The organism is Curtobacterium sp. APC 4022, assembly GCF_030407555.1.
Lineage (GTDB): Bacteria > Actinomycetota > Actinomycetes > Actinomycetales > Microbacteriaceae > Curtobacterium.
This window is the reverse complement of sequence record NZ_JASDDD010000049.1, coordinates 1-20640: the sequence shown is the minus strand read 5'-3', so window position 1 is coordinate 20640 and position 20640 is coordinate 1. Positions and strand designations below refer to the sequence as shown.

General features: G+C 71.4%; 15 protein-coding genes and 1 other RNA gene. 7 read left to right on the top strand and 9 right to left on the bottom strand.

Annotated features, from left to right (window positions below):
• Positions 1-46: 46 nt before the first annotated feature.
• From ftsE to QL987_RS13735, 5 genes are all read left to right on the top strand, one after another.
• Positions 47-802: a cell division ATP-binding protein FtsE gene (gene ftsE / locus QL987_RS13755; protein WP_111075566.1), complete on the top strand. Its 756-nt coding sequence runs from the start codon at positions 47-49 to the stop codon at positions 800-802.
• The gene (ftsX, locus tag QL987_RS13750) at positions 799-1713 is read left to right on the top strand and encodes a permease-like cell division protein FtsX (protein ID WP_111075565.1); all 915 of its coding nucleotides are present in this window, start codon (positions 799-801) and stop codon (positions 1711-1713) included. Before ftsE ends, ftsX begins: the two co-directional genes overlap by 4 nt.
• A gap of 142 nt (positions 1714-1855) precedes the next feature.
• A complete protein-coding gene (gene smpB, locus QL987_RS13745; RefSeq protein ID WP_111075564.1) occupies positions 1856-2332 on the top strand; it encodes an SsrA-binding protein SmpB in 477 nt (158 codons plus the stop codon).
• A gap of 126 nt (positions 2333-2458) precedes the next feature.
• Positions 2459-2835, top strand: a transfer-messenger RNA (tmRNA) gene (ssrA, locus tag QL987_RS13740).
• 181 nt (positions 2836-3016) lie between these two features.
• Positions 3017-3847, top strand: a complete 831-nt coding sequence (locus QL987_RS13735) for a hypothetical protein (protein WP_290158140.1) — start codon at positions 3017-3019, stop codon at positions 3845-3847.
• A 16-nt stretch (positions 3848-3863) separates the two neighbouring features.
• Here the strand turns inward: QL987_RS13735 and QL987_RS13730 are convergent, their stop codons facing one another.
• The 8 genes from QL987_RS13730 to QL987_RS13695 form a co-directional block, all read right to left on the bottom strand.
• Positions 3864-5168, bottom strand: coding sequence for an LLM class flavin-dependent oxidoreductase (locus tag QL987_RS13730; RefSeq protein WP_290158139.1), 1305 nt, complete (start codon positions 5166-5168; stop codon positions 3864-3866).
• Positions 5165-6571, bottom strand: a complete 1407-nt coding sequence (locus tag QL987_RS13725) for a PLP-dependent transferase (RefSeq protein ID WP_290158138.1) — start codon at positions 6569-6571, stop codon at positions 5165-5167. Before QL987_RS13725 ends, QL987_RS13730 begins: the two co-directional genes overlap by 4 nt.
• Before the next feature lie 130 nt (positions 6572-6701).
• The gene (locus QL987_RS13720; RefSeq protein ID WP_290158137.1) at positions 6702-7421 is read right to left on the bottom strand and encodes a M50 family metallopeptidase; all 720 of its coding nucleotides are present in this window, start codon (positions 7419-7421) and stop codon (positions 6702-6704) included.
• A gap of 31 nt (positions 7422-7452) precedes the next feature.
• Positions 7453-8265, bottom strand: a complete 813-nt coding sequence (locus QL987_RS13715) for a hypothetical protein (protein WP_290158135.1) — start codon at positions 8263-8265, stop codon at positions 7453-7455.
• 1 nt (position 8266) lies between these two features.
• A complete protein-coding gene (locus QL987_RS13710) occupies positions 8267-9892 on the bottom strand; it encodes a polysaccharide deacetylase family protein (protein ID WP_290158133.1) in 1626 nt (541 codons plus the stop codon).
• On the bottom strand, positions 9889-11718 hold the full coding sequence (gene glmS / locus QL987_RS13705; RefSeq protein WP_290158132.1) for a glutamine--fructose-6-phosphate transaminase (isomerizing): 1830 nt from the start codon (positions 11716-11718) through the stop codon (positions 9889-9891). The genes QL987_RS13710 and glmS overlap by 4 nt, the downstream gene beginning before the upstream one ends.
• Before the next feature lie 2 nt (positions 11719-11720).
• Positions 11721-12761, bottom strand: coding sequence for an NAD-dependent epimerase/dehydratase family protein (locus QL987_RS13700; RefSeq protein WP_290158131.1), 1041 nt, complete (start codon positions 12759-12761; stop codon positions 11721-11723).
• Positions 12762-12772: 11 nt separating this feature from the next.
• Complete coding sequence (locus QL987_RS13695) at positions 12773-14185, bottom strand: nucleotide sugar dehydrogenase (RefSeq protein WP_290158130.1); 1413 nt, start codon at positions 14183-14185, stop codon at positions 12773-12775.
• 385 nt (positions 14186-14570) lie between these two features.
• Here QL987_RS13695 and QL987_RS13690 point away from each other — a divergent pair, with 385 nt between their 5' ends.
• Positions 14571-15875: a glycosyltransferase family 2 protein gene (locus tag QL987_RS13690; protein ID WP_290158129.1), complete on the top strand. Its 1305-nt coding sequence runs from the start codon at positions 14571-14573 to the stop codon at positions 15873-15875.
• An 80-nt stretch (positions 15876-15955) separates the two neighbouring features.
• Here QL987_RS13690 and QL987_RS13685 read toward each other — a convergent pair whose 3' ends face one another.
• A complete protein-coding gene (locus QL987_RS13685) occupies positions 15956-18655 on the bottom strand; it encodes a LuxR family transcriptional regulator (protein WP_290158127.1) in 2700 nt (899 codons plus the stop codon).
• Positions 18656-19145: 490 nt separating this feature from the next.
• Here QL987_RS13685 and QL987_RS13680 point away from each other — a divergent pair.
• Positions 19146-20640 (top strand): MFS transporter (locus QL987_RS13680; protein WP_290158126.1); only part of this gene is annotated, 1495 nt, incomplete at its 3' end.

Sequence of the window (20640 nt, the reverse complement as noted above, 5' to 3'; positions counted from 1 at the left end):
GCGCCTGGAGCAGGATCACCGGTTCGCGACCTACCCTGATCCGGTCATGATCAAATTCGACCAGGTCACCAAGGTGTACTCGGGCAACCCGAGTCCCGCTCTCGACAACGTCACCCTCGAGATCCTCAAGGGCGAGTTCGTCTTCCTCGTCGGTGCGTCCGGCTCCGGGAAGTCGAGCTTCCTCCGGCTCGTGCTGAAGGAGGAGAAGCCCTCCCGCGGGCAGATCCACGTGCTCGGGCAGCGTCTCGGCGCGCTCTCCTCCCGCAAGGTCCCGTACTTCCGCCGCAACCTCGGCGTGGTGTTCCAGGACTTCCGGCTGCTGCCGAACAAGAACGTCTTCGACAACGTCGCGTTCTCACTGCAGGTGATCGGCAAGAGCAAGGGATTCATCAGTGAGTCCGTCACCGACGTGCTCAAGCTCGTCGGGCTCTCCGGCAAGGCGACCCGCATGCCGCACGAGCTCTCCGGTGGTGAGCAGCAGCGCGTTGCGATCGCCCGCGCCGTCGTGAACAAGCCCGCGGTCCTGCTGGCCGACGAACCGACCGGCAACCTCGACCCGACGACCTCGGCGGGCATCATGGCGCTCCTCGAACGCATCAACCAAGGAGGCACGACGATCTTGATGGCGACGCACGACGCGAGCATCGTGAACCAGATGCAGCGCCGGGTCATCGAGCTCTCCGGCGGCAGTGTCCTCCGCGACGAGCAGGCCGGCGGCTACCAGACCCAGGCCCTGCCCATCCAGCGTGGCGGCGTCTCGAACACGACCGGTATCCAGACCATCCCGGGGCTCATCCGATGAGGCTCGGACTCGTCATGGCCGAGGTCGGTTCCGGCCTCCGTCGCAACGCCTCGATGGTGGTCTCCGTCGTCCTGGTGACCTTCATCTCGCTGACCTTCGTCGGCACCGCGATCCTGCTGCAGATGCAGATCAACCAGATGAAGGGGTACTGGTACGACCGAGCCCAGGTCGCCGTCTACCTCTGCACCGAGACCGACACCACCGGCAACTGCACCGGGGCGAAGGCGACCGACGACCAGCGCGCCCAGATCAAGCAGCAGCTGGCGTCGTCCACGCTGAAGCCGTACATCGAGAAGTCGTACTTCGAGGACCAGCAGGACGCGTACACCCGGTTCAAGCAGCAGTTCAAGGACTCGCCCGCGACCGAGTTCGTCAAGCCCGAGTACCTGAACGAGACCTTCTGGGTGAACCTGAAGAACCCGTCGCAGGCCGACGTCCTGGTCGAGAGCCTGTCGAAGGTCGCCGGCGTGCAGAGCGTCGTCGACCAGCGCGGGTACCTGCAACCGATCTTCAACCTGCTCAACGCCTCGTCCTACACGGCGATCGGCATCGCGGGGCTGATGCTCGTCGCCGCGGTGCTCCTGATCGCCACCACGATCCGGTTGTCCGCGTTCTCGAGACGACGGGAGCTCGGCATCATGCGGTTGGTGGGCGCCTCGAACCGGTTCATCCAGACGCCGTTCGTGCTCGAGGGGGTGATCGCCGCCGCGGTCGGAGCCGTCCTCGCGGGTGGTGCGATCACGGCCGTGGTCTGGTTCTTCGTCCGCAACTACCTGACGAAACGGTTCTCCGGCACCGCGTTCATCGGCATGGACGACGCGGCGATCGTCGTGCCGGCGGTCATCGTCATCGGTGTCGTCCTGGCGGCGGTCTCCGCCTCCATCGCGATCCGGCGGTACCTCAAGGTCTGATCGCGACCGCAGGTCGTCCCGTCTGGAGGCCCGCACACCGAGAACGGGAGAGATCCCGGGAAGGTGTGTGGGCCTCCCGGCGTTCGGTATGCTGGGCGGCTCGCACGCAAGCGGGTGCGCACCCAACGAAGAGGAGTCGGTCATGGCGAAGGAACGCGGGGAGAAGGTCGTCGCGACGAACCGTCGTGCGCGCCACGACTACCTCATCGAGGACACCTACGAGGCCGGCATGGTCCTCAGCGGGACCGAGGTGAAGTCGCTGCGCGAAGGCCGGGCGTCGCTCGTCGACGGGTACGCCTTCGTCGACGCCGGTGAAGCGTGGCTCGACGCCGTGCACATCCCCGAGTACACCGAGGGCACGTGGAACAACCACGCACCGCGGCGCAAGCGGAAGCTGCTCCTGCACAAGCAGGAGATCGTGAAGATCTCGCACAAGACGTCGCAGGGCGGCTACACGCTCGTGCCGATGAAGATCTACTTCCACGACGGTCGGGCCAAGGTCGAGATCGCGGTCGCGAAGGGCAAGCGCGAGTTCGACAAGCGCCAGGCCCTGCGCGAGAAGACCGACAAGCGTGAGGCCGAGCGGGCCATGCGCTCCCGCAACCGTCTCGGCGACTGATCAGCCGACTCGACTAGCGTGGGACTTGTTGAGTCGGTAGACTGAACAGCTGCCTGACCCGGACGGACTCCGGACGCAGGCATGGCAACTCAACAGCGTGACAGCGGCTCGCACGTCGGCCTGCATGGGGATGATCGGTTTCGACATTGCCTGTGTGCCGACGGGAAGCGGGCCGAGGACCCACGGTCATCTCGTCAACGATCCGTGGAAACCAACAAGTGCCAATTCCAAGCGCACTGACTTCGCTCTCGCTGCGTAAGCAGCCCAGCACATGAAGTCCGTCGGCCAGGTGATCGTCTTCTAACCTGAGTTCCGGCGTCATCCAGAGGACTTGCTGCACGGTTGCGCCTCAGGGCCGTGCGGGACTTGCACTGAGACTGGGCCTGTCGTCCGAGAAGCCGGTAGCAACGGACGGGGCCGAGCAGAACGAACATCCGGATACGCCCGTAGAAGACGTCGAATTGCAGCGATGGACGGGGGTTCGATTCCCCCCATCTCCACCACCTGCCGATCGTCGGACCGCTGTCACGTGAGTCGCCATCGAAGGCCCCGCATCGTCCCCGGACGGTGCGGGGCCTTCGGCATGCTCGGGGATCTGCATGTCCGGGCCATCTGCATGTCCGTGCCATCTGCTTGTCCGCGCCATCTGCACACCCGGGGCAGGGGACTACGCTCCGAGGCACGGTGCCGCAGCCCGTCGGTACCGTCCCGAACGAGAGGTACACCGTGCAGGAGATCGCGATCCGAGTCCGTCTGCGGGAGCAGGACCGTCTGGGCCTGGCCGAGTACGAGCGCATCGTGGGCTCCGTCGCCTCGGTCGCCGCCGTGGTCGCCTGGCTGCCGACGCCCGATGCCCGGTTGGTGCTGCGCGGGCGTGGTGCCGAACCGGTCCGGCTCGAGACGATGTCCTACGGCACGGTGTTCGAGATGCTCGTCGTGATGGACCAGCGCACCCCGGGCGTCGAGCGGGCGGCAGCTGCGGTGGCGGCGCTGCTGAAGTCGGTCCGGCACGAGCGCGTCGAGGACGACGTCGCCGGCATCGCGGGGGAGCTCGACCGGCTCGACCGTTCCGCGCCGCGTGGCCGCTCGGTACCCGAACGGGCGCTCCGGACGTTCCTCGAGGGTGCCCGTGCGGACGCGCTGGCCCGGAGGTCGACGACACGACTCCGTGCCGCGCAGTCGCTCCTGCGGCTCGCGGAGTCCGGTGCCGAGGTGCTGGTCGAGCGGGTCGAGGACGCCCTCGCGCCGGTCGTCAGCGAGCAGGCCGTCGACGTCCTGGCGGACACCGGTTCAGCTGTCGTGGTCGAGCCCGTCGATGGCGTCGAGCCCGTCGGCGTCGAGCCCGTCGCGCCCGAGCCTGAGCAGCCGAAGAAGAAGAAGAACGACGACGACGAGAAGTCGTCCAAGAAGAAGGACGACAAGAACAAGGGCAGCAAGAAGAAGGACAGCAAGAAGAAGGACGACAAGAAGAAGGACGACAAGAAGAAGTCGTCGAAGAAGGACAAGAAGAAGTAGCCCGCGACGCGAGGGGTCAGAAGTCGAACAGGTTCGAGCGCAGCCCGCCTGCGCCGTACTCACGACGGAGGATCCCGCGCTGCCGGAGCACCGGCACCAGGTCACCGAGCATCCGGTACACCTGCGCCGGGTGCAGGTCGCCGGACAGGATCACCCCGTCGTTGTCGGCATCGGACCCGAGCTCCTCGATGAAGTCCGCGAACTCGTCGGCCGTCCCGACGAAGCCCGTGCGGTCGGCGACCCGGCCGAGCTGGGCCTTGCGGGTGAGCAGTTCGCGCAACGGGGCGTCCGGCGTGTCCCCGAGGAGCCCACGGACGGTACCGGCCGAGACGTGGTCGGCGAAGGTGCCCTCGGGGATCGGTGCGTCGAGGTCGAGTGCGAGCAGGTCGGTCTCCGAGTCGCTCGACCACGCCAGCGCGACGGTGCGCAGGGCCTCGTCGGACGGGTGCCGGGACGCCTCGACGATGCGGTCCGCTTCTTCCGGCGAGGACGCCACGACGGGCTTGAGGACGAACAGGACACGCAGGTCCTCCGGTCGCCGTCCGACCTCGGCTGCGGCGGCGTGCACCTTCGCCCGGTAGGCGGCGACCGCGGTGGCCGACAGGGGAGCGAGGGCGAGCTGCACGTCGGAGTGCGTCCCGGCGAAGCCCAGTCCTCGTCCGGAGCCGCCGGGGGAGACCACGACGGGGTCGGACTCGAGGGGCAGCGCGTTGAGGGGTCCCGCTGTGCGGAAGAACTCGCCGTCGTGCTGGAACGCATCGAGTTCGGTGCCGTCGGCGAAGTGCCAGTCGGACTCGGACTGCAGGTGCCCGGAGCCCCACGAGTGCCAGAGCCGGCGGAGCAGGCCCATCCACTCCTCGGCGCGGTCGTAGGCGGCGTCGTGCGGCAGCGGGTCCAGGCCGGCGTGCCGGGCACTGCCCACGTCGGTGACGACGTTCACGCCGAGTCGGTCCGACGACAGGTGCGCGAGCGTCGCCAGCTGTCGGGCGGCCAGGTACGGCGGGGTGACCCCCGCGTTGACGGTCGGTGCGATGCCGATGTGCCGGGTCGCGGCGAACAGCCACGGGGCGAGCAGCAGCGGGTCGTGCTTCGGCCCGCCGTACGCCTGCCGGATGCGCAGGTCGAGGGTCGACGGGTTGCCGAGGGAGAACGCGTCCTCGGCGATGACCAGGTCGAGTCCGGCGTCCTCGAGGGCCCGCACCGACTGCTGGTACAGCTCCGGCTTCGTCCAGTCGTGTCCCCAGTGCCAGTCCGCGCGACCCCACGCCTGCGGGCCGAACCCGCGCGAGAAGAAGTACCCGACGTGTTGCATCCGGGTCATCGGCCGGCCCCGTCGAGCACCGTGCCGGACGTGACGGGGGCGGGGCGTGCCTCCCGGCCGACGACCGAGACGACGGACGCGACCGAGGGCACCGACGCGACCGACGCGCCCGCGCGGACCGCGGCGAACCCGCGTTCCAGGTCGCGGAGCAGGTCGGCGACGTCCTCGATGCCGATCGACAGGCGGACGAGCCCGTCACCGATGCCGAGCGCGGCCCGTTCGGCGGCCGTCCGCCCGGCATGGGTGGTCGTCGCGGGGTGCAGCACCAGCGACCGCACGTCGCCCAGGTGGGTCATCCGGCTGAACAGCTCGACCGCGTCGATGAACGCGTGGGCGGCCGGCTCGCCGCCGGCGAACGTGAACGCGAAGACGGACCCGGCCCCACGGGGCAGGTAGCGCCGGGCGAGGTCGTGGTACGGACTGGAGGCCAGACCCGCGTGGTCGACGCTCGTCACCTCGGGCTGCGCCTCCAGCCACGTCGCGACCGTCAGCGCGTTCGCCACGTGCCGCTCGACGCGGAGCGACAGCGTCTCGATTCCCTGCCGGAGGAGGAACGCGTTGAAGGGGGAGGGCGTCGGGCCGATCCGGGAGGCGACGACGTCCCGCGCGTAGGCGAGGAACGCACCGGTGCCGGCGCGGTCCACGTAGCTGGCACCGCCGAGGGCCCGGTCGGGCTGGGTGAGGTGCGGCCAGCGTTCCGGGGTGGCGGTCCAGTCGAACCGTCCGCCGTCGACGACGACGCCGCCGAGCCCCGACCCGTGTCCGGACAGGAACTTCGACGCGGAGTGGACCACCACGTCGGCGCCGTGCTCGACGGGTTGCACGAGGTACGGGGTCGCGAGCGTGTTGTCGACGACGAGCGGGACGCCGGCGCGGTGGGCGACCTCGGCGACGCCGGCGATGTCGAGGACGTCGTTCTTCGGGTTCGGGATCGTCTCGGCGAAGAACAGCTTCGTCTCGGGTCGGACGGCGGCGGCCCAGGCGTCGAGGTCCCGGGCGTCGGTGACGAAGTCGACGTGGATGCCGAGCCGGCCGAGGTTCTGCAGCAGCAGCCCGCGGGTGCCCTCGTAGATGCTGGCGGCGCTGACGACGTGGTCGCCCGCGGCGAGGAGTCCGAGGAAGGCGACCGTCGCGGCCGCCTGACCGCTGCTCACCAGGAGGGCGTCGGCTCCACGCTCGAGCAGGGCGAGGCGCCGCTCGACGTCGGCGTTCGTCGGGTTGCCGAGCCGGGTGTACGTGTAGCCGTCGTCGGTGCCCGCGAACCGGTCGCGGGCCTGGGCGGCGTCCTCGAACAGGAAGCCGGAGGACATGTGGATCGCGGGCACCCGGGCGCCGTGGGCGGTGTCGGGCAGGAAGCCGCCGTGCACCTGTTCGGTCGCGAAACCGGGTCGTTCGTCCGTCATGCGTCCACCTCCGTGCCGGGTCGTCCGGCCGCTCGGGCGTCCGGTCGTTGCGCCGTACTCTCGCAGGCTCGGAGTGGTCCCGCGTCGAATGCGGCGTCGGGTTACGGCGACGCTGCGCGCGGTCGGCGGGCTAGGAGCCGACGAGCGCCCGGATGCCGGTCAGGACGGTGTCGCCGACCGCCAGCAGGGGGCCACGCGCCGCCCACACCGCGACGCCGTTGCCCGCCAGGAACAGCACGAACCAGACGACCGCGGGCAGACGCATCTCGGCGGCCGCGATGTGGAAGTCGGTCTGCACCCGTGCCCCGGTGAACAGCCACCGGACGACCTGCACGAGGGAGCGCAGTCCGTCGACGAGGAGCGCAACACCGAGGGCCGCGACGACCAGCAGGGTCAGGTCCGACGGGCGGACGGCGACCCACACGGCGAGCGCGTCGAACCCGATCACCACGAGCAGCCCGAACCAGTTCCGGACGAACAGCAGCGCGACCAGGCCCACGACGCCGAGCACGGCGACGGGCAGCCAGGGCGAGCCGACCACCGCTCCGGTGACGAGCAAGACACCGGCCCAGATCGGTGCGCTGTAGCCGGCGAACAGGTTGAGCAGCCGCACCAGCCAGCGGACCGCTCCCGGGACGCGGCCGAGCTGCACCCAGGCCTCGCCGGAGCCGTCCGGGTGCAGGTCGATGCGGCGGATACGGCCACCGAAGGGGACCACCACGACGCAGTGCCCGACCTCGTGCACGATCGTCGCGGCCAGGCGGGCGATCCGGCCGAGGAACGGCACGAGGGGGAGCACGGCGCCGATGAGCAGGGCGGCGAACACGGCGGAGGCGGGCAGGGAGGTCAAGCCGACATCGTGGCAGACCCTCCTCGGCGGTTCACTGGGAGACCTGGCTGGTCGTGATCACCCGGCGCCAGGGGCCGTTCGGGACCTTGTCGGCCTCGATGAACCGCCAGGCGATCCGGTCGTCCTCGCCGTCGAGTTCGGCGTAGTGCAGGCAGCCGTTCAGCGCGGGGGAGACGTCCACCCCGGCGCCGTTGTACCGCTTGTTGACGGGCCGCGCGTTCGTGGAGCCGAAGACGTAGGCGCTGTCGTGGTACGTGCCGGGGCCTGCGTCCTGGACCTGGCCGTAGCAGGTGCGTCCGTCCTTGGTGAGCTGGACCCACCGGTTCTTGAGGTAGCTGAAGCCGTCGTCGCCGCGGTGCTTCCGGTAGGCGGTGTCGCCGGCCCAGGGCACCACCCGGTCCCGGTCGCGGAACCCCGTGCGGTCGTTGACGTCGTCGTACGGCACGTCGAGGTAGAACGGGTTCTCCTTCGGCTTCATGTGCACCGGGAAGTACCCGTTGCCGGCCGTGCGGCGTTCGGTCTGGCAGATGCGTTTGACGATCACACCGTCGCAGCCGCCGTAGCTGCCCTGCCAGTCGTCGTCGTAGGTCGAGTAGACCTGGCTGCCGTCGTCGGCGTCCGGGTCGAAGACCTCGCCGACCCAGAACGTCGTGGAGACGATCCTGGTGTGCCACGGGTAGGTGCGGGCCACCGCTCCACCGCCGGACGGGCTGCCGCAGCCGGCGAGGACCGCGGTGAGCGCGAGCGTGCCGACGAGGGCCGCCGCCCTGCGCAGCCGGACGCCCCGGCCCCGGGAGCCGCGGAGGCGGGTCTCCCGGGGTCGGGGCTGGGGTGTCGTCCGCACGTCACCGGCCGATCGTGCCGGGCGCTGCGGGCGCTGCCGTCGCTGCCGGTGCGGCGGGCGCCGCCGGGGCGGGCACCGACGGTCCGGCGGGCGGCGCCGGGGTGTCGAGCGGGGTCGCCATGCCCGACGTGTCGAGCTGCCCGAGGACCGCGCGGGACCGGACGGCCAGGGCGTCGACGGCCGGGGCGATCCGACTGACGCTGCTGCTCGTCTTCGCCGACGTGGTCGCGCTGTTCGTCGTCGTCGTGGTGGTCGCGAGCGGCGGCGCACCGACCGTGTCGTAGGCGGCGACGTCGTCGGTGGTCAGTGTGCCGTTCGTGAACAGGTTCAGGCCGAAGCTGATGCCGTTGAACCCGGCCGGGATCTGGTCCGTCGTCCACACCGCCTGGGTCCACGTGGTGGCCGAGGCGTACCAGGGGCTCGAGGTCCAGTAGTGCCACGACCCGGTGGTCGAGTCGCGCAGGTAGACCGTGAACTGCGTCACCGTGTTCGCCTTGTAGTACTCGCGGAGCGAGTACGTGTGGCCGGCGACGACGGTGGGGGCGCAGTCGCCGAGGTCGAACGTCGGCAACCACTTCGCGTCACCGTCCGTGTAGTCGCTCACGGTGAGCGACGTCGCCTTCGTGGTGGTGCCGGTCCGACCCGGGCTGACGGTGCTGAACGCCGCCGTGTTCGAGCCGTACCCGCCGTACTGCCAGCACTTCTGACCGCTCGGGCTGGTGGTGGAGGTCGTTTGGAACGACGGGTTCTGCACGGCGTTGACGCCGGGTGCTGCCGGGCCGGGGACCGGTGACTGCACGACGGGCTGCACCGGGGTGCCGACCGCGTCGCCGACCGTCTTGACGGTGGTGGCGTTCGCCGGGTCCGCCGAGTACGCGGCGAGCCACTGGGCGAACTGCGCGAACAGGGCCGGTGAGGTCGTCGGGTCGAGCGAGCTGTCGTCGCTGATGTGGTGGAAGGTGAGCTGCACCCAGCCGCCCCTGTCGGTCTTCGCCTGGGTGACCTGCTTCTGCAGGTCGGCCAGGGTCCAGTCCGCCTCGACCTGGCTCGGTGCCCGGGTCAGCATGGCGTTGCGGGGCGGCAGGGTCTCCGCCGTGACGCAGCCGGTGCAGTCGTACGGGGTCTGTACGTCGCCGAGGCCGCGGGCGCTGGTGTACCCGCAGGCGCGGACCGCGTCACGCGTCTTCGTGGTCGACTCCGCGAAGGGGTAGGCGAAGCTCCGCACGGTGTAGCCCCACGACGAAAGAGTGGCACGCGACTGGCAGGCCTGCCGCTGCGCCTCGGCCTGGGACAGCGCCGACATGTCGGGGTGGGTGACGCTGTGCCCACCGATCTCGTTGCCGGCGGCCGCGAGGGTCGCCAGGTCCGACTGCTGCATGTAGCCGGGGGCGTTGAGGTACCCGGTGATGATGTAGAACGTGCCGGTCAGACCGTTCTGCTGCAGCACCTGCGCGGCCGGCATCTGGTCGGCGTCGCCGTCGTCGAAGGTCAGGCTGACCGTGACGGGCTTCGTGACCGTCGCGGCGCGTGCCGGGGCGGCTCCGAGGAGACCCGTGACGACGATCGCCACGGCCGCCAGGACGGCGAGGATCACCGTCAGGCGGTTGAAGGACTGGTCCTTGGTCATTCGACCGTCACCGACTTCGCGAGGTTGCGGGGCTTGTCCACGTCGCAGCCGAGCTGCAGCGCGAGCTCGCGGGCGAGCATCTGGATGGGGACGACGGACTCGAGCGGCCCCCAGAGCGACATGCCCTGGTCGGTCACGTCGGTCCGTCGGGAGAGCAGCCGGCCGGCGTCGCGACCGAGCGCGGGCACGTCGGCGCCGGCACCACCGATGGTGATGACGAAGCCACCGCGGGCCCGGACCTCGGCGACGTTCGCCTGGATCTTGTGCGCACCGTTGTCGACGACGACCACGGGGGTGCCGTCGGTGACGAGTGCGAGCGGGCCGTGCTTGAGCTCGCCGGCCGGGTAGGCCTCGGCCCACCGGTAGGACAGCTCCTTGAGCTTGAGCGCACCCTCGGCAGCGAACGGGAGGCCCGCCCCGCGTCCCAGGAACAGGAACCCGGAGGCGTCGCGCACGCTCGAGACGAGCAGCGGGATCCGGTCGAGGGACGCTTCGGCCGCGCCGGCCAGGAGGCCCGGCAGCCGCTGCATGTCGCCCACGAGCGCCAGTGCACGCGAGCGGTCGATCCGGCCGGACGCCACCAGTGCGGAGATCATCGCCGAGACGCCGACGACGACCTGCGCCGTGAACGTCTTCGTCGCGGCGACGCCGATCTCCGGCCCGGCGTGGCAGTCGAGCACCGCGTCGGCACGACGGGCGAGCGACGAGTGCAGGTTGTTCGTCAACGCGAGCACCTGGTACCGGTCCGCGAACCGGTCGAGCGCACGGAGCACGTCCGCGGTCTCGCCCGACTGGCTGATCGCGACGACCAGGGTGCCGGGCGTCAGGACGGCCTGGTCGGCCTCGCTGGCGACGACGGTGTCGGTGGGGACACCGCCGAGTCCGCGGAGCGCGGTCGCGATGACCTGCCCGGCGTTCAACGAGGTCCCGCACGCCACGACGGCGACGCGCTCGAACGGCGCGAGCCCGAGGCCACGCCACATCGAGCCGTCGACCGCGCGGCCGGCGATCCGGTCGAGGATCTCCGCGACGACGGCGGGCTGCTCCTCGATCTCCTTCGCCATGTGGTCGGTGTGGTCACCGAGCTCGAGCGCCTCGGCGGCGAACGGCGACGGCGTCGCGAACGGCACCGCCACGACCTCGCCACGGGAGGACCAGGTCCAGCTCTCGCCGAGCTCGACGACGTCCCCGTCCCGGAGCGCCACGAAGGTCTCCGCCCACGTGGCGATCGCACCGATGTCGCTCGCGACGAAGTCACCGCGGGCGGCACGGGCGACCACGAGCGGGGACCGGTCGGCCGCGACGACCATCCGGCCGTCCCGGGCGTCGAGGACCACGATGGCCCAGGAGCCCTCGAGCTGCGCGGTCGCGATCTGCACCGCGAGCATCAGGTCGGGGTCGACCGCCAGGGCACGCTCGACGAGGTGCGTGATGACCTCCGAGTCGACCTCGGACACGAACACGTGTCCCTGGGCGCTCAGCTGCTCGCGGAGCAGGTCCGCGTTCTCGATGATGCCGTTGTGCACGACGCTGATCCGACCGGAGCAGTCGGCGTGCGGGTGCGCGTTCGTCTCACGGACGGCGCCGTGCGTCGCCCAGCGGGTGTGGCCGATGCCGATGCCCGTGAACGGGTCACCGGAGCGAGCGGCGACCAGCGTGCGCAGGTCGCCGACGCGGGACACCGAACGGATCGTCTCAGTGCCGCCGGTGCTGGTGCGGACGGCGATGCCGGCCGAGTCGTAGCCGCGGTACTCCAGACGCTCCAGACCGTCCAGGAGGTACGGGGTGGCGTCGTCCGCCACCCGCGCCGCGATGATGCCGCACACGGCTAGACCGCCGCCGTCGCGCTCGCCGGGGCACTCGCCGTCGCACCCGCCGGGGCGGCGTCGGTGACGTCGTCGGCGACCGCGCGGGAACGCACGTCCTCCGCGACCAACCGGACCACGGCCTCCAGGGGGGTCACCGGGGCGAACCCGACGGCGGCCTTGGCACGCGTGTTGTCCGGGACACGACGGCGCATGTCCTCGTAGCCCTCGCCGTACGCCTCGTCGTAAGGGACGTAGGTGATCTGGCTGTCGGAGCCGACGATGTCGATGACGAGCTCCGCCAGCTCGGCGATGCTGATCTCGCGCTCGCCGCCGAGGTTGAACGCCTCGCCGTAGGCCGCGTCGTGCTCGATGAGCGCGACCATCGCGGGGACGACGTCGCCGACGAACGAGAAGCAGCGCGACTGGACGCCGTCGCCGTACACGGTCAGCGGTTCGCCGCGGACAGCCTGGCCGACGAGGTTCGGGACGACCATGCCGTAGCGACCGGTCTGGCGCGGACCGACCGTGTTGAACGGACGGGCGATGGCGACCCGCAGGCCGTACTCCTTGAAGTAGGCGTGCGCGAAGGCCTCGTCGATGCCCTTCGCTGCGGCGTAGGTCCAGCGGGCCACGAGCGGCGAGCCGAGCACGCGGTCGGCGGTCTCGTGCAGCGCGTCGGCGGTGTTCTTGCCGTAGATCTCGCTGGTGGAGACGAGGAGCAGCTTCGCGCCGGCGGCGACACAGGCGTCCAGGACGTTCTCGCTGCCGTGGATGTTCGTGCGGAGCCCCTGCAGCGGGTGGTCCACGATGAGCTTCACGCCGACCGCGGCGGCCAGGTGGAAGACCCGGTCCGAACCGGCGACCAGTTCGGCGACGAGTTCACGGTCGAGGATGCTGCCCTCGACGACGCGCAGTCGCTCGTGTCCGGCGACGGCGGCCAGGTTGTCGGCACGACCCGTCGAGAAGTCGTCGAGGACGACGACGTCGTCGCCGTCGGCGAGCAGGCGTTCGACGAGGTGGCTGCCGATGAACCCGGCACCTCCGGTGACGATGGACTTCATGGCGTTCCCTTTCAGAGGAGGATGCGGCCGGTGAGGTCCGCAGCCCGGTAGGTGGTGTCGATCACGAGCTGCTCGCCGGTGATCCAGGACAGGTCGGCGTCGGTGTGCCGGGTGTGCAGCAGCACGACGTCCGCAGCGAACGCGGTCTCGTCGACGACGTCGTCGAGGACCGTGCCGTCGTGCAGGCGGACCGAGTCGAAGCGGTGGTCGGCGAACCCGACCTCGGCACCGGCGGCGATCAGGCCCTCGAGGATCTCGAGTGCGGGGGACTCGCGGAGGTCCGCGACGTCACGCTTGTAGGCGATGCCGACGACGAGCACCCGGGCACCACGGAGGCCACGGCCGGCGTCCGAGAGGACCTCGCGGGTGCGGTCGACGACCCGACCCGGACGGGCTGCGATCTCGGTCATCGCCTGCGTGATCATCGGCGCGGCCTGTCGGTTGGCCTTGAGCTGCCAGAGCAGGTAGTGCGGGTCGCAGGGGATGCAGTGACCGCCGACGCCCGGGCCCGGCATGAACGCCATGAACCCGTACGGCTTCGTCGCCGCGGCGTCCACGACGTCCGCCACGTCGATGCCCATCGTCCGGCAGATGTCCGAGAACTCGTTCGCCAGCGCGATGTTCACCGCGCGGAAGGTGTTCTCGAGCAGCTTCGTCATCTCGGCCGCGGCGAGCGAGGGCACGCGGTGCACCCGGGCGTAGCGGCCGAGCATCTCGTCCGCGATCTCGGCGCACTCGGGCGTCGCCGCACCGAGCACACGCGGCACGTCCTCGTGCGCGACCGAGGCGTTGCCCGGGTCGATGCGCTCCGGGCTGAACGCGACGAACACGTCCCGACCCGGCAGCAGCCCACGCTCGGTGAGGGGCTGCACGAGCAGGTCGTCGGTGCACCCGACGTAGGTGGTGCTCGTCAGCATCAGGAGCTGCCCGGGCACGGCGTGCTCGACGACCGTCGCGGCGGCACCGCGGAGGATCGCCAGGTCCGGCACCAGGTACTCGTCGACCGGCGTCGGCACGCAGACGATCACGGCCGCCGCACGGGCGAGCATCGACGGGTCGTCGGTGAGGACGAAGTCCTCCGCCAGGAACGCGGACTCGAGCCGCACCCGGTCGTCATCGAGCAGGTCGGCGCCGCGGGAGCGGATGGTCTCGAGACGGCGCTGCGACACGTCGAGGCCGATCACCGAGGTGCCCGAGTGGTGGTACGCCAGGGCCGTCGGCAGCCCGACGTAGCCGAGACCCACGATCGCCACGTCGAACTCGAAGCCGCGGGTCCCGCCGTGTGCGGTGGTGCCCCGGGTGAGCGGCACGCTGCTGCTCAGGGGGGCCGAGACGTCCGGGGACGTCGGGACGGTCGTCGTCGTCGGAGCGACCGGCGACGTGCGGACCGACAGGGCGTCGGACGACGGAGGTGCGATGGACATGCGGGTTCCCCTCGGGTCGGGACACAACCGGGAAGTCCCGGCAGGCACCGACCGCCGTCGGGTGGGACCGCGGGATCGGGTGGGCCGTGTCCGGGCCACCGTCCGTCCCCGGATCAGGCGGGGGCGGACGGTGGCGGTCCGGGTGCGGCCGGTCGGGTACCGATCTCGGGTACGCGGTCCTGCCCCGATGACGGGGCCGGCGGTCGGTGCGTTGCCACCATCACGGGTCGGGCCCCCCGCCGGCAACGCCACGGAGCCGGTCTTGCGGTGCCCCGCAGCACCGTGGCGGCGACTGCGGGACCGCATGCGGACTCCCGCAAGCGCATGCGGCCCCGGGTGCGGGAATGCGGTGCGGGGCCTCCGCCGCGCCGCTTAGCGTCGCCCCATGCTCACGTTCGTCGTCGCCCTCGTGCTCGTCCTCGGCGTCAACACGATCCTCTGGACCACGGTCGGCGCGACCCGGGTCGTCACCGCCCGTCTGCACCGCGTCGGCGCCGACGGCCGCGGTCGTCGGGCCCACCGCCGCGGCATGCCGGCACCCGTCCCGCGGGGCTACCGACCGCCGACGACCGCCGACGTCGCCGTCCTCGTCGCCGCGCACGACGAGGAACTCGTCATCGAACGCACCATCCGCTCCGCGGCCGAGCACCTGCCACCCGAGCAGATCCTCGTCGTCTCCGACGGGTCCTCGGACCGCACCGTCGAGATCGCCCGCGCCGCCGGTGCCCAGGTGTACGACCTGCAGCCGAACCGCGGCAAGGCCGGTGCCATCGCGGCCGCCATCGAGCACTTCTCGATCCCGGAGCGCTTCGAGGTGATGATGCTCCTGGACGCCGACACCCACCTGTCCACCGACTACTTCACCACCGGGCTGCCGGAGTTCTCCGCCCCCGACGTCGTCGCCGTCGCCGGTCGCGCCACCACGATCCTGGAGCCCCGCGCACCCACCTTCTCCGGCCGCCTGCTCGTCGCGTACCGCGAACGCGTCTACGTCGCCGTCCAGTACCTGCAGAAGTTCGGCCAGGCCGCCCCCGCCGCCAACGTCGTCGCCATCGTCCCCGGCTTCGCCTCGATGTACCGCACCCGGATCCTCCGCGACATCGACATCACCGCCGAGGGTCTGGCCATCGAGGACTTCAACATGACGTTCGAGGTGCACGCCAAGGAACTCGGACGCGTCGCGTTCCGCCCCGGCGCCGCCGTCGCCTACACGCAGGACCCCGACACCCTCCGCGACTACGCCAAACAGGTCCGACGCTGGAACCTCGGCTTCTGGCAGACTCTCCGGCGCCACCGCTTCGGCCTCCGCCGCTTCGGACTCGCCACCGGACTGTTCGTGCTCGAGCTCCTGACGTCGAGCGTGATGATGCTGCTGCTGCTGCCCGCGGTGGCGCTCGCCGGGACCGCCGCGGTCCTCGTGGCGCTGGGCCTGGGCGCCGGGTTCCCGGACGCCGTGCTCGCCGTCGACCCGGTCACCGGGATCGCGGTCGGCGTGCTGCTGCCCGACTACCTGCTCACCATCGTCGTCGCGGTGGTCTCCCGCCGCGGCGTCTACGTCCTGTACGGCCTGACCTTCCCGCTCCTCCGGGTCCTCGACTCGTACCTGTGCCTCCGCGCCCTCTTCCTCGCCTTCCGCGGTGGTTCCAGCGGGGTCTGGCACAGCCCCACGCGGCGGGCGGCCACCGTCTGACACGGCGGGCGCGACCGCACGACGAACGGGAGGCCCGGTACCAGCTGGTACCGGGCCTCCCGTTTCGTCTGCGGTCGCGTCTACCCCAGCAGCGCCACCAGGTGCGAGCGCGAGCGCGCCCCGACCTTCCGGTAGATCTGCGTGAGTCGGAGCTCCACCGTCCGCTGCGACATGTACAGCGACGAGGCGATCTCGCGGTTCCGGTAGCCCTCCGTGACCTTCTGGACCACGGCCTGCTCCTCGGCGGTGAGCAGGGTGAGGACCGGCGTGCCGTCCGGTGCGCTCCGCGGCGTCGTCGGCGACGGCGTCGAGTCGAACTGCGACTGCCGGAGCGCCGACGATCCGACGGCCGGCGGCATCGCGGCGACGCCCTGCGGGGCGGCGAGTGGACGACGGAGCCCCGCTGCCTCGTAGGCCGCGGCGGACGCTGCCCCGAGCCGTGCGCGGTCCGGACCGGTGCCCGTCGACGCGAGCGCGGCGAGGGTCCGGGCGCGCTCGAACTGCGAGTCCGTGGGCTCGAACAGCTCGAGCGCACGGTGTCGTGCGGCCTCGCGGGTGGTGTCGTCGCTGACGAGGGCCAGACTCCGTGCCAGGACGAGGGCGCCCCAGCGCGACGGGTGTGCCCGGTGGTCGCCGGCGAGACGGGCCGTCGTGGTCCGCGCGTCGTCGGTCCGGCCGAGCCGCACGTACGCCTCGATCAGGTCGCCGAGGTGCCGGAGCACCGTCGGGTTCCGGACCGTCCGGCCGATCGCGTCGGCGGTCTCGAGTGCCGCCGCGGCTTCCTCGGCACGACCCTCGAACAGCAGGACCCGGCCACGGAACGCGTGCAGCTTCGCCGTCGCACCCCAGAGCCCGCTCGTGGAGCGGAGCGCGAGGCACCGGTCGAGCACCTCGAGGGTGGCCACCGGGCGACCCTCGAGGAAGTGCCGCCAGGCGATCGCGATGGCCCGCGAGGGCTCCCGCAGTCGCTCGACGACGCTCGACCCGGTCTCCCAGGCGTCGATCGCGCGGAGGGCGAGCCGGAAGTTGCCCGAGCGCACCTCGTTCTCCGCGGTCAGGTACCGGGCGGCCTCGACCCACACCGGAGCGGTGTGCGACGAGCGTGCCAGGACCAGCGCGAACACCCGGCGGGCGCTGCGGTACCGCTCGGACAGGCTGAGCGCGTGGGCGAGCAGCAGCAGCGTCGGGTCGGAGAGGGCCAGCAGGCTGGTCGTCGCGAGACCGTCGTGCAGGTCCCGGTCCGGCGGCAGGTGTCCGTCGACCGCGGCGACCATCTGCCGTGCGGCCTGCAGGATCTGCGCCGTGTGCGGCGGCAGTGCCGACTCGAACGGTTCGGCACGCTGCAGCAGGTCGCGGGCGTGCTCCAGCTCCCAGGCCTCGGCCCGGAAGCTGGCGACCATGGCCAGGAGGCCCGTGACGGCCTCCGCCTCGGCGGCGTCGGTCGCGTCGGCGGGGACGAGCAGCTCGTCCGCCTCGACGGCCTCGCCGCTGAGGTACTGCACCGAGTAGTGCAGCCGCAGGCGGCGCACGTCGTCGAGGCGGGACCGGAACGGGGCGATCGCGGTGAGGTAGCGTGCCGCGTAGCCGAGCAGGCGGTGTGCGAGCAGGACCTCGGCGACCGCGAGGAGCGCCAGGTGCTCGCTCTCGGACCCGGTGCCGACGTGCAGGGCACGCTCGGTGAGCGTCACCGCCGCCGCCGAGTCGCCGTCCGCCGCGTACGCCAGGGCGGCGTGCAGCAGGGCCACGGCGTCCGGCAGGTCGTCCGTGAAGCTCCGGTGCCACGACGCCGCACGCGGGTCGTGAGCGGCTGCGGACACTGCGAGCTCGGCGTGTGCCGCGCGGCGGTCGCGGGCCGTCATCCGCCAGTGCAGGAAGGAGCGCACGAGCGGGGACCGGACCGAGATCGACTGGCCGCGGACCGTGACGAGCCCGACGGACGCGAGGTCCTCGACGACGTCGCGGTCCCACTCCGGACCGCCCGCCTTCGTGACGGGGACCAGGGCGAGGCGGGCCAGGACGTCCAGATCGCGTCCGGGGACCGCCGCGACCACGGGTGCCACGATGCGGTCCGTCGTCGGGGTGGGACGCAGCGGCAGCACGAGGGGTTCCGTGCCGAGCAGCTGCTCACGGCGGAGCATGCCGAGCTGTTCACGGAGCACACCGGGGTTGCCGGCGGTCTGCTCGGCGATGACCGCCAGGACACCGTCGTTCGCGTCGTCGGCGGCCAGCTCCCGGGCGAGCAGCAGTGCCTCGTCCGGGTGCAGGGGCGCCAGGCGCAGCGACGGCAGGGCCGCGAGCGGGCTGTCCGACGGCACGGTCGCCACCGTGGCGACGACGCGGAGGGACGTCCCGACGAGTCGGCCGGCGAGGAACGCGATGAGCGTCTGGCTCGCCGCGTCCATCCGGTCGAGGTCGTCGATGAGCACCAGCGTCGGCGCCATCTGGAGGGTGCGCAGGGTGTCGAGGAGTTCGTGCGCCACGACGATGACCTGCGCGGGGTCCGCGTCACGCACGGTCCCGAGGATCCGGGAGACGTGTGCGGCGGCCCGGGGGTCGTCGAGTGCGCTGAAGAGCGTCGTCACACCACCGAGCGGCCAGCGGGATTCGCTGCCGTTCACGCCGATGCGGACGACGGGGAGGGAGACGCGGCTGCTGGCCGCGTCGAGGACGCTCGTGCGTCCGGAGCCGGGATCGCCGACGACGACCAGCGCGGACTCCCGGGGGAGTACGGCGAGGGTCGTGATCCGGTCGACCTCAGTGCGTCGACCGGTGAGTTCCATCAGGACTCACCGGCCTCCGGCGCCAGGGACGGGGGAGCGTGACGCACCGGCGGGGAAGCCGGCGACGTGGGAGCCCGCAGCGGAGTGGGTGGCTCCGCGGTGGGTGGTGCCGGCGGACGACGGGTGGGTGGCCCGGTTCGCTGGCAGGGTCGACGTGTGGACAGATCGCGGATGACGAGCCTGGGTGGGCTCGGTTCCGCTCGGGAACGATGATGTCATCGTCTTGATCACCCCTCGGGTTAGGGTCTTCGGACGAATGACGGCGGGTCCGTGCTCGCTGGGACTAGGGATCCCGGTGCGGTCACATGACCTTCCGTCAGGAGAACGCTAACCCCTCTTCGGCGATGCTGAGCCGTCCGTCAGGGAAAGGTCTCGATACGCGTGCCCCCAGTCCGGGGGGACAGGCGGACCCCCGTCCGGACGCCGTGGTAGGAGGCGGGGTACAGAACCGTGGGTCTGCCCGGAGCACGGCCCGGGTACGAACGGGGCGGTGAGTGAGCGGACGGGCGAACAGGTGGACGGACGGACGGCGGACCGACAGCGGTGGCGGGCGTTCGGGGTCTGCGTCGCGGTCGCGGCACTGACGATCCTGGACCTGTCGAAGGTCAACGTCGGCCTGCCGTCGATCGAGCAGTCGCTGCACGCCACGAGCTCCTCGCTGCAGCTCATCGTCGCCGGGTACGCCCTGGCGTTCGGCCTGGCGCTGGTGCCGGCCGGACGGCTCGGCGACCTGACGAACCGGCGGCGCCTGTTCGTCATCGGGCTCGTCGCCTTCACCGTGTCGAGTCTGCTCTGCGCCCTGGCACCGACGATCGAGGTGCTCACCGTCACCCGGATCCTGCAGGGCTTCGCCGCGGGGACCCAGATGCCGCAGGTGATCGGCCTGGTGCAGCAACTTTTCCGCGGCGAGGAACGCGGTCGGGCGTTCGGCTTGTTCGGCGCGGTGATCGGGGTGTCCACGGCACTCGGTCCGACGATCGGCGGCGCCCTCATCGCACTCGGCGGCGAGCAGGACGGATGGCGTCTGCTGTTCTGGATGAACGTGCCACTCGGCGTCGCCGCGCTCGTCGCCGCCTGGCGGCTGCTGCCCCGCGGCGACCAGGGCCGGGCCACGGACCGCGAGCTCGACGTCGTCGGGATCCTGCTGCTCGGGGTCGCGATCGTCGCCCTGATGCTGCCGTTCGTGACCACCTCGGGCGGCGGCGGATCGGCCGCCCGGTGGCTCTGGCTGGCGGTCTCGGCGGTCTTCCTCGTCGGCTTCGTGCTGTGGGAACAGGGGTACAAACGCCGGGGGAAGTCCCCGGTCGTCCACTTCGAGCTGTTCCGCCGGTCGTCCTACCGGAACGGCCTGGCGATCGTCGCCGTCTACTTCGCGGCGCTGCCGGCGTCGTTCCTCATGGTCACGCTCTACCTGCAGGAGGGGCTCGGGCTCGCTCCGGTGTTCGCCGGCATGGTGAGCATCCCGTTCGCCATCACGAGCGCGGTCGGCTCCTACGTCGGCGGACGACTGGTGAACCGGATCGGTCGGGCGCTCGTCGTCGCCGGACTCGGTGCGGTCGTCGTCGGTTTCGTGCTGCTCATGCTCGCCGCGGTCCTCACGCCGCCCGAGGTCACCCCGTGGGCGATGGCCGGGGCCTTCCTGGTCGGCGGACTCGGCGGCGGCTTCGTGGTCTCGCCGAACCAGACCCTGACGCTCGCCGAGGTACCGGTCGAACAGTCCGGGGTCGCCGGGTCCATGCAGCAGCTCGGGCAGCGCGTCGGCACGGCGATCGGCACCGCGGTGGCGACGAGCATCTTCTACGGGATCGTCCGCAGCGAGTCGGCGGGGTCCGGTGGCGGGGCGGGCGCCGGCGGCCGGTTGGACGCGTACCACGACGCCTTCCGGAGCGGGACGACGTTCACGGTCTCGCTCATCGCGGTGGCGCTCGTGCTCGCGGTCGCCGACCTCGTGGTCCGGCGGCGCGCTGCCGCTCGCGAGGGGGACC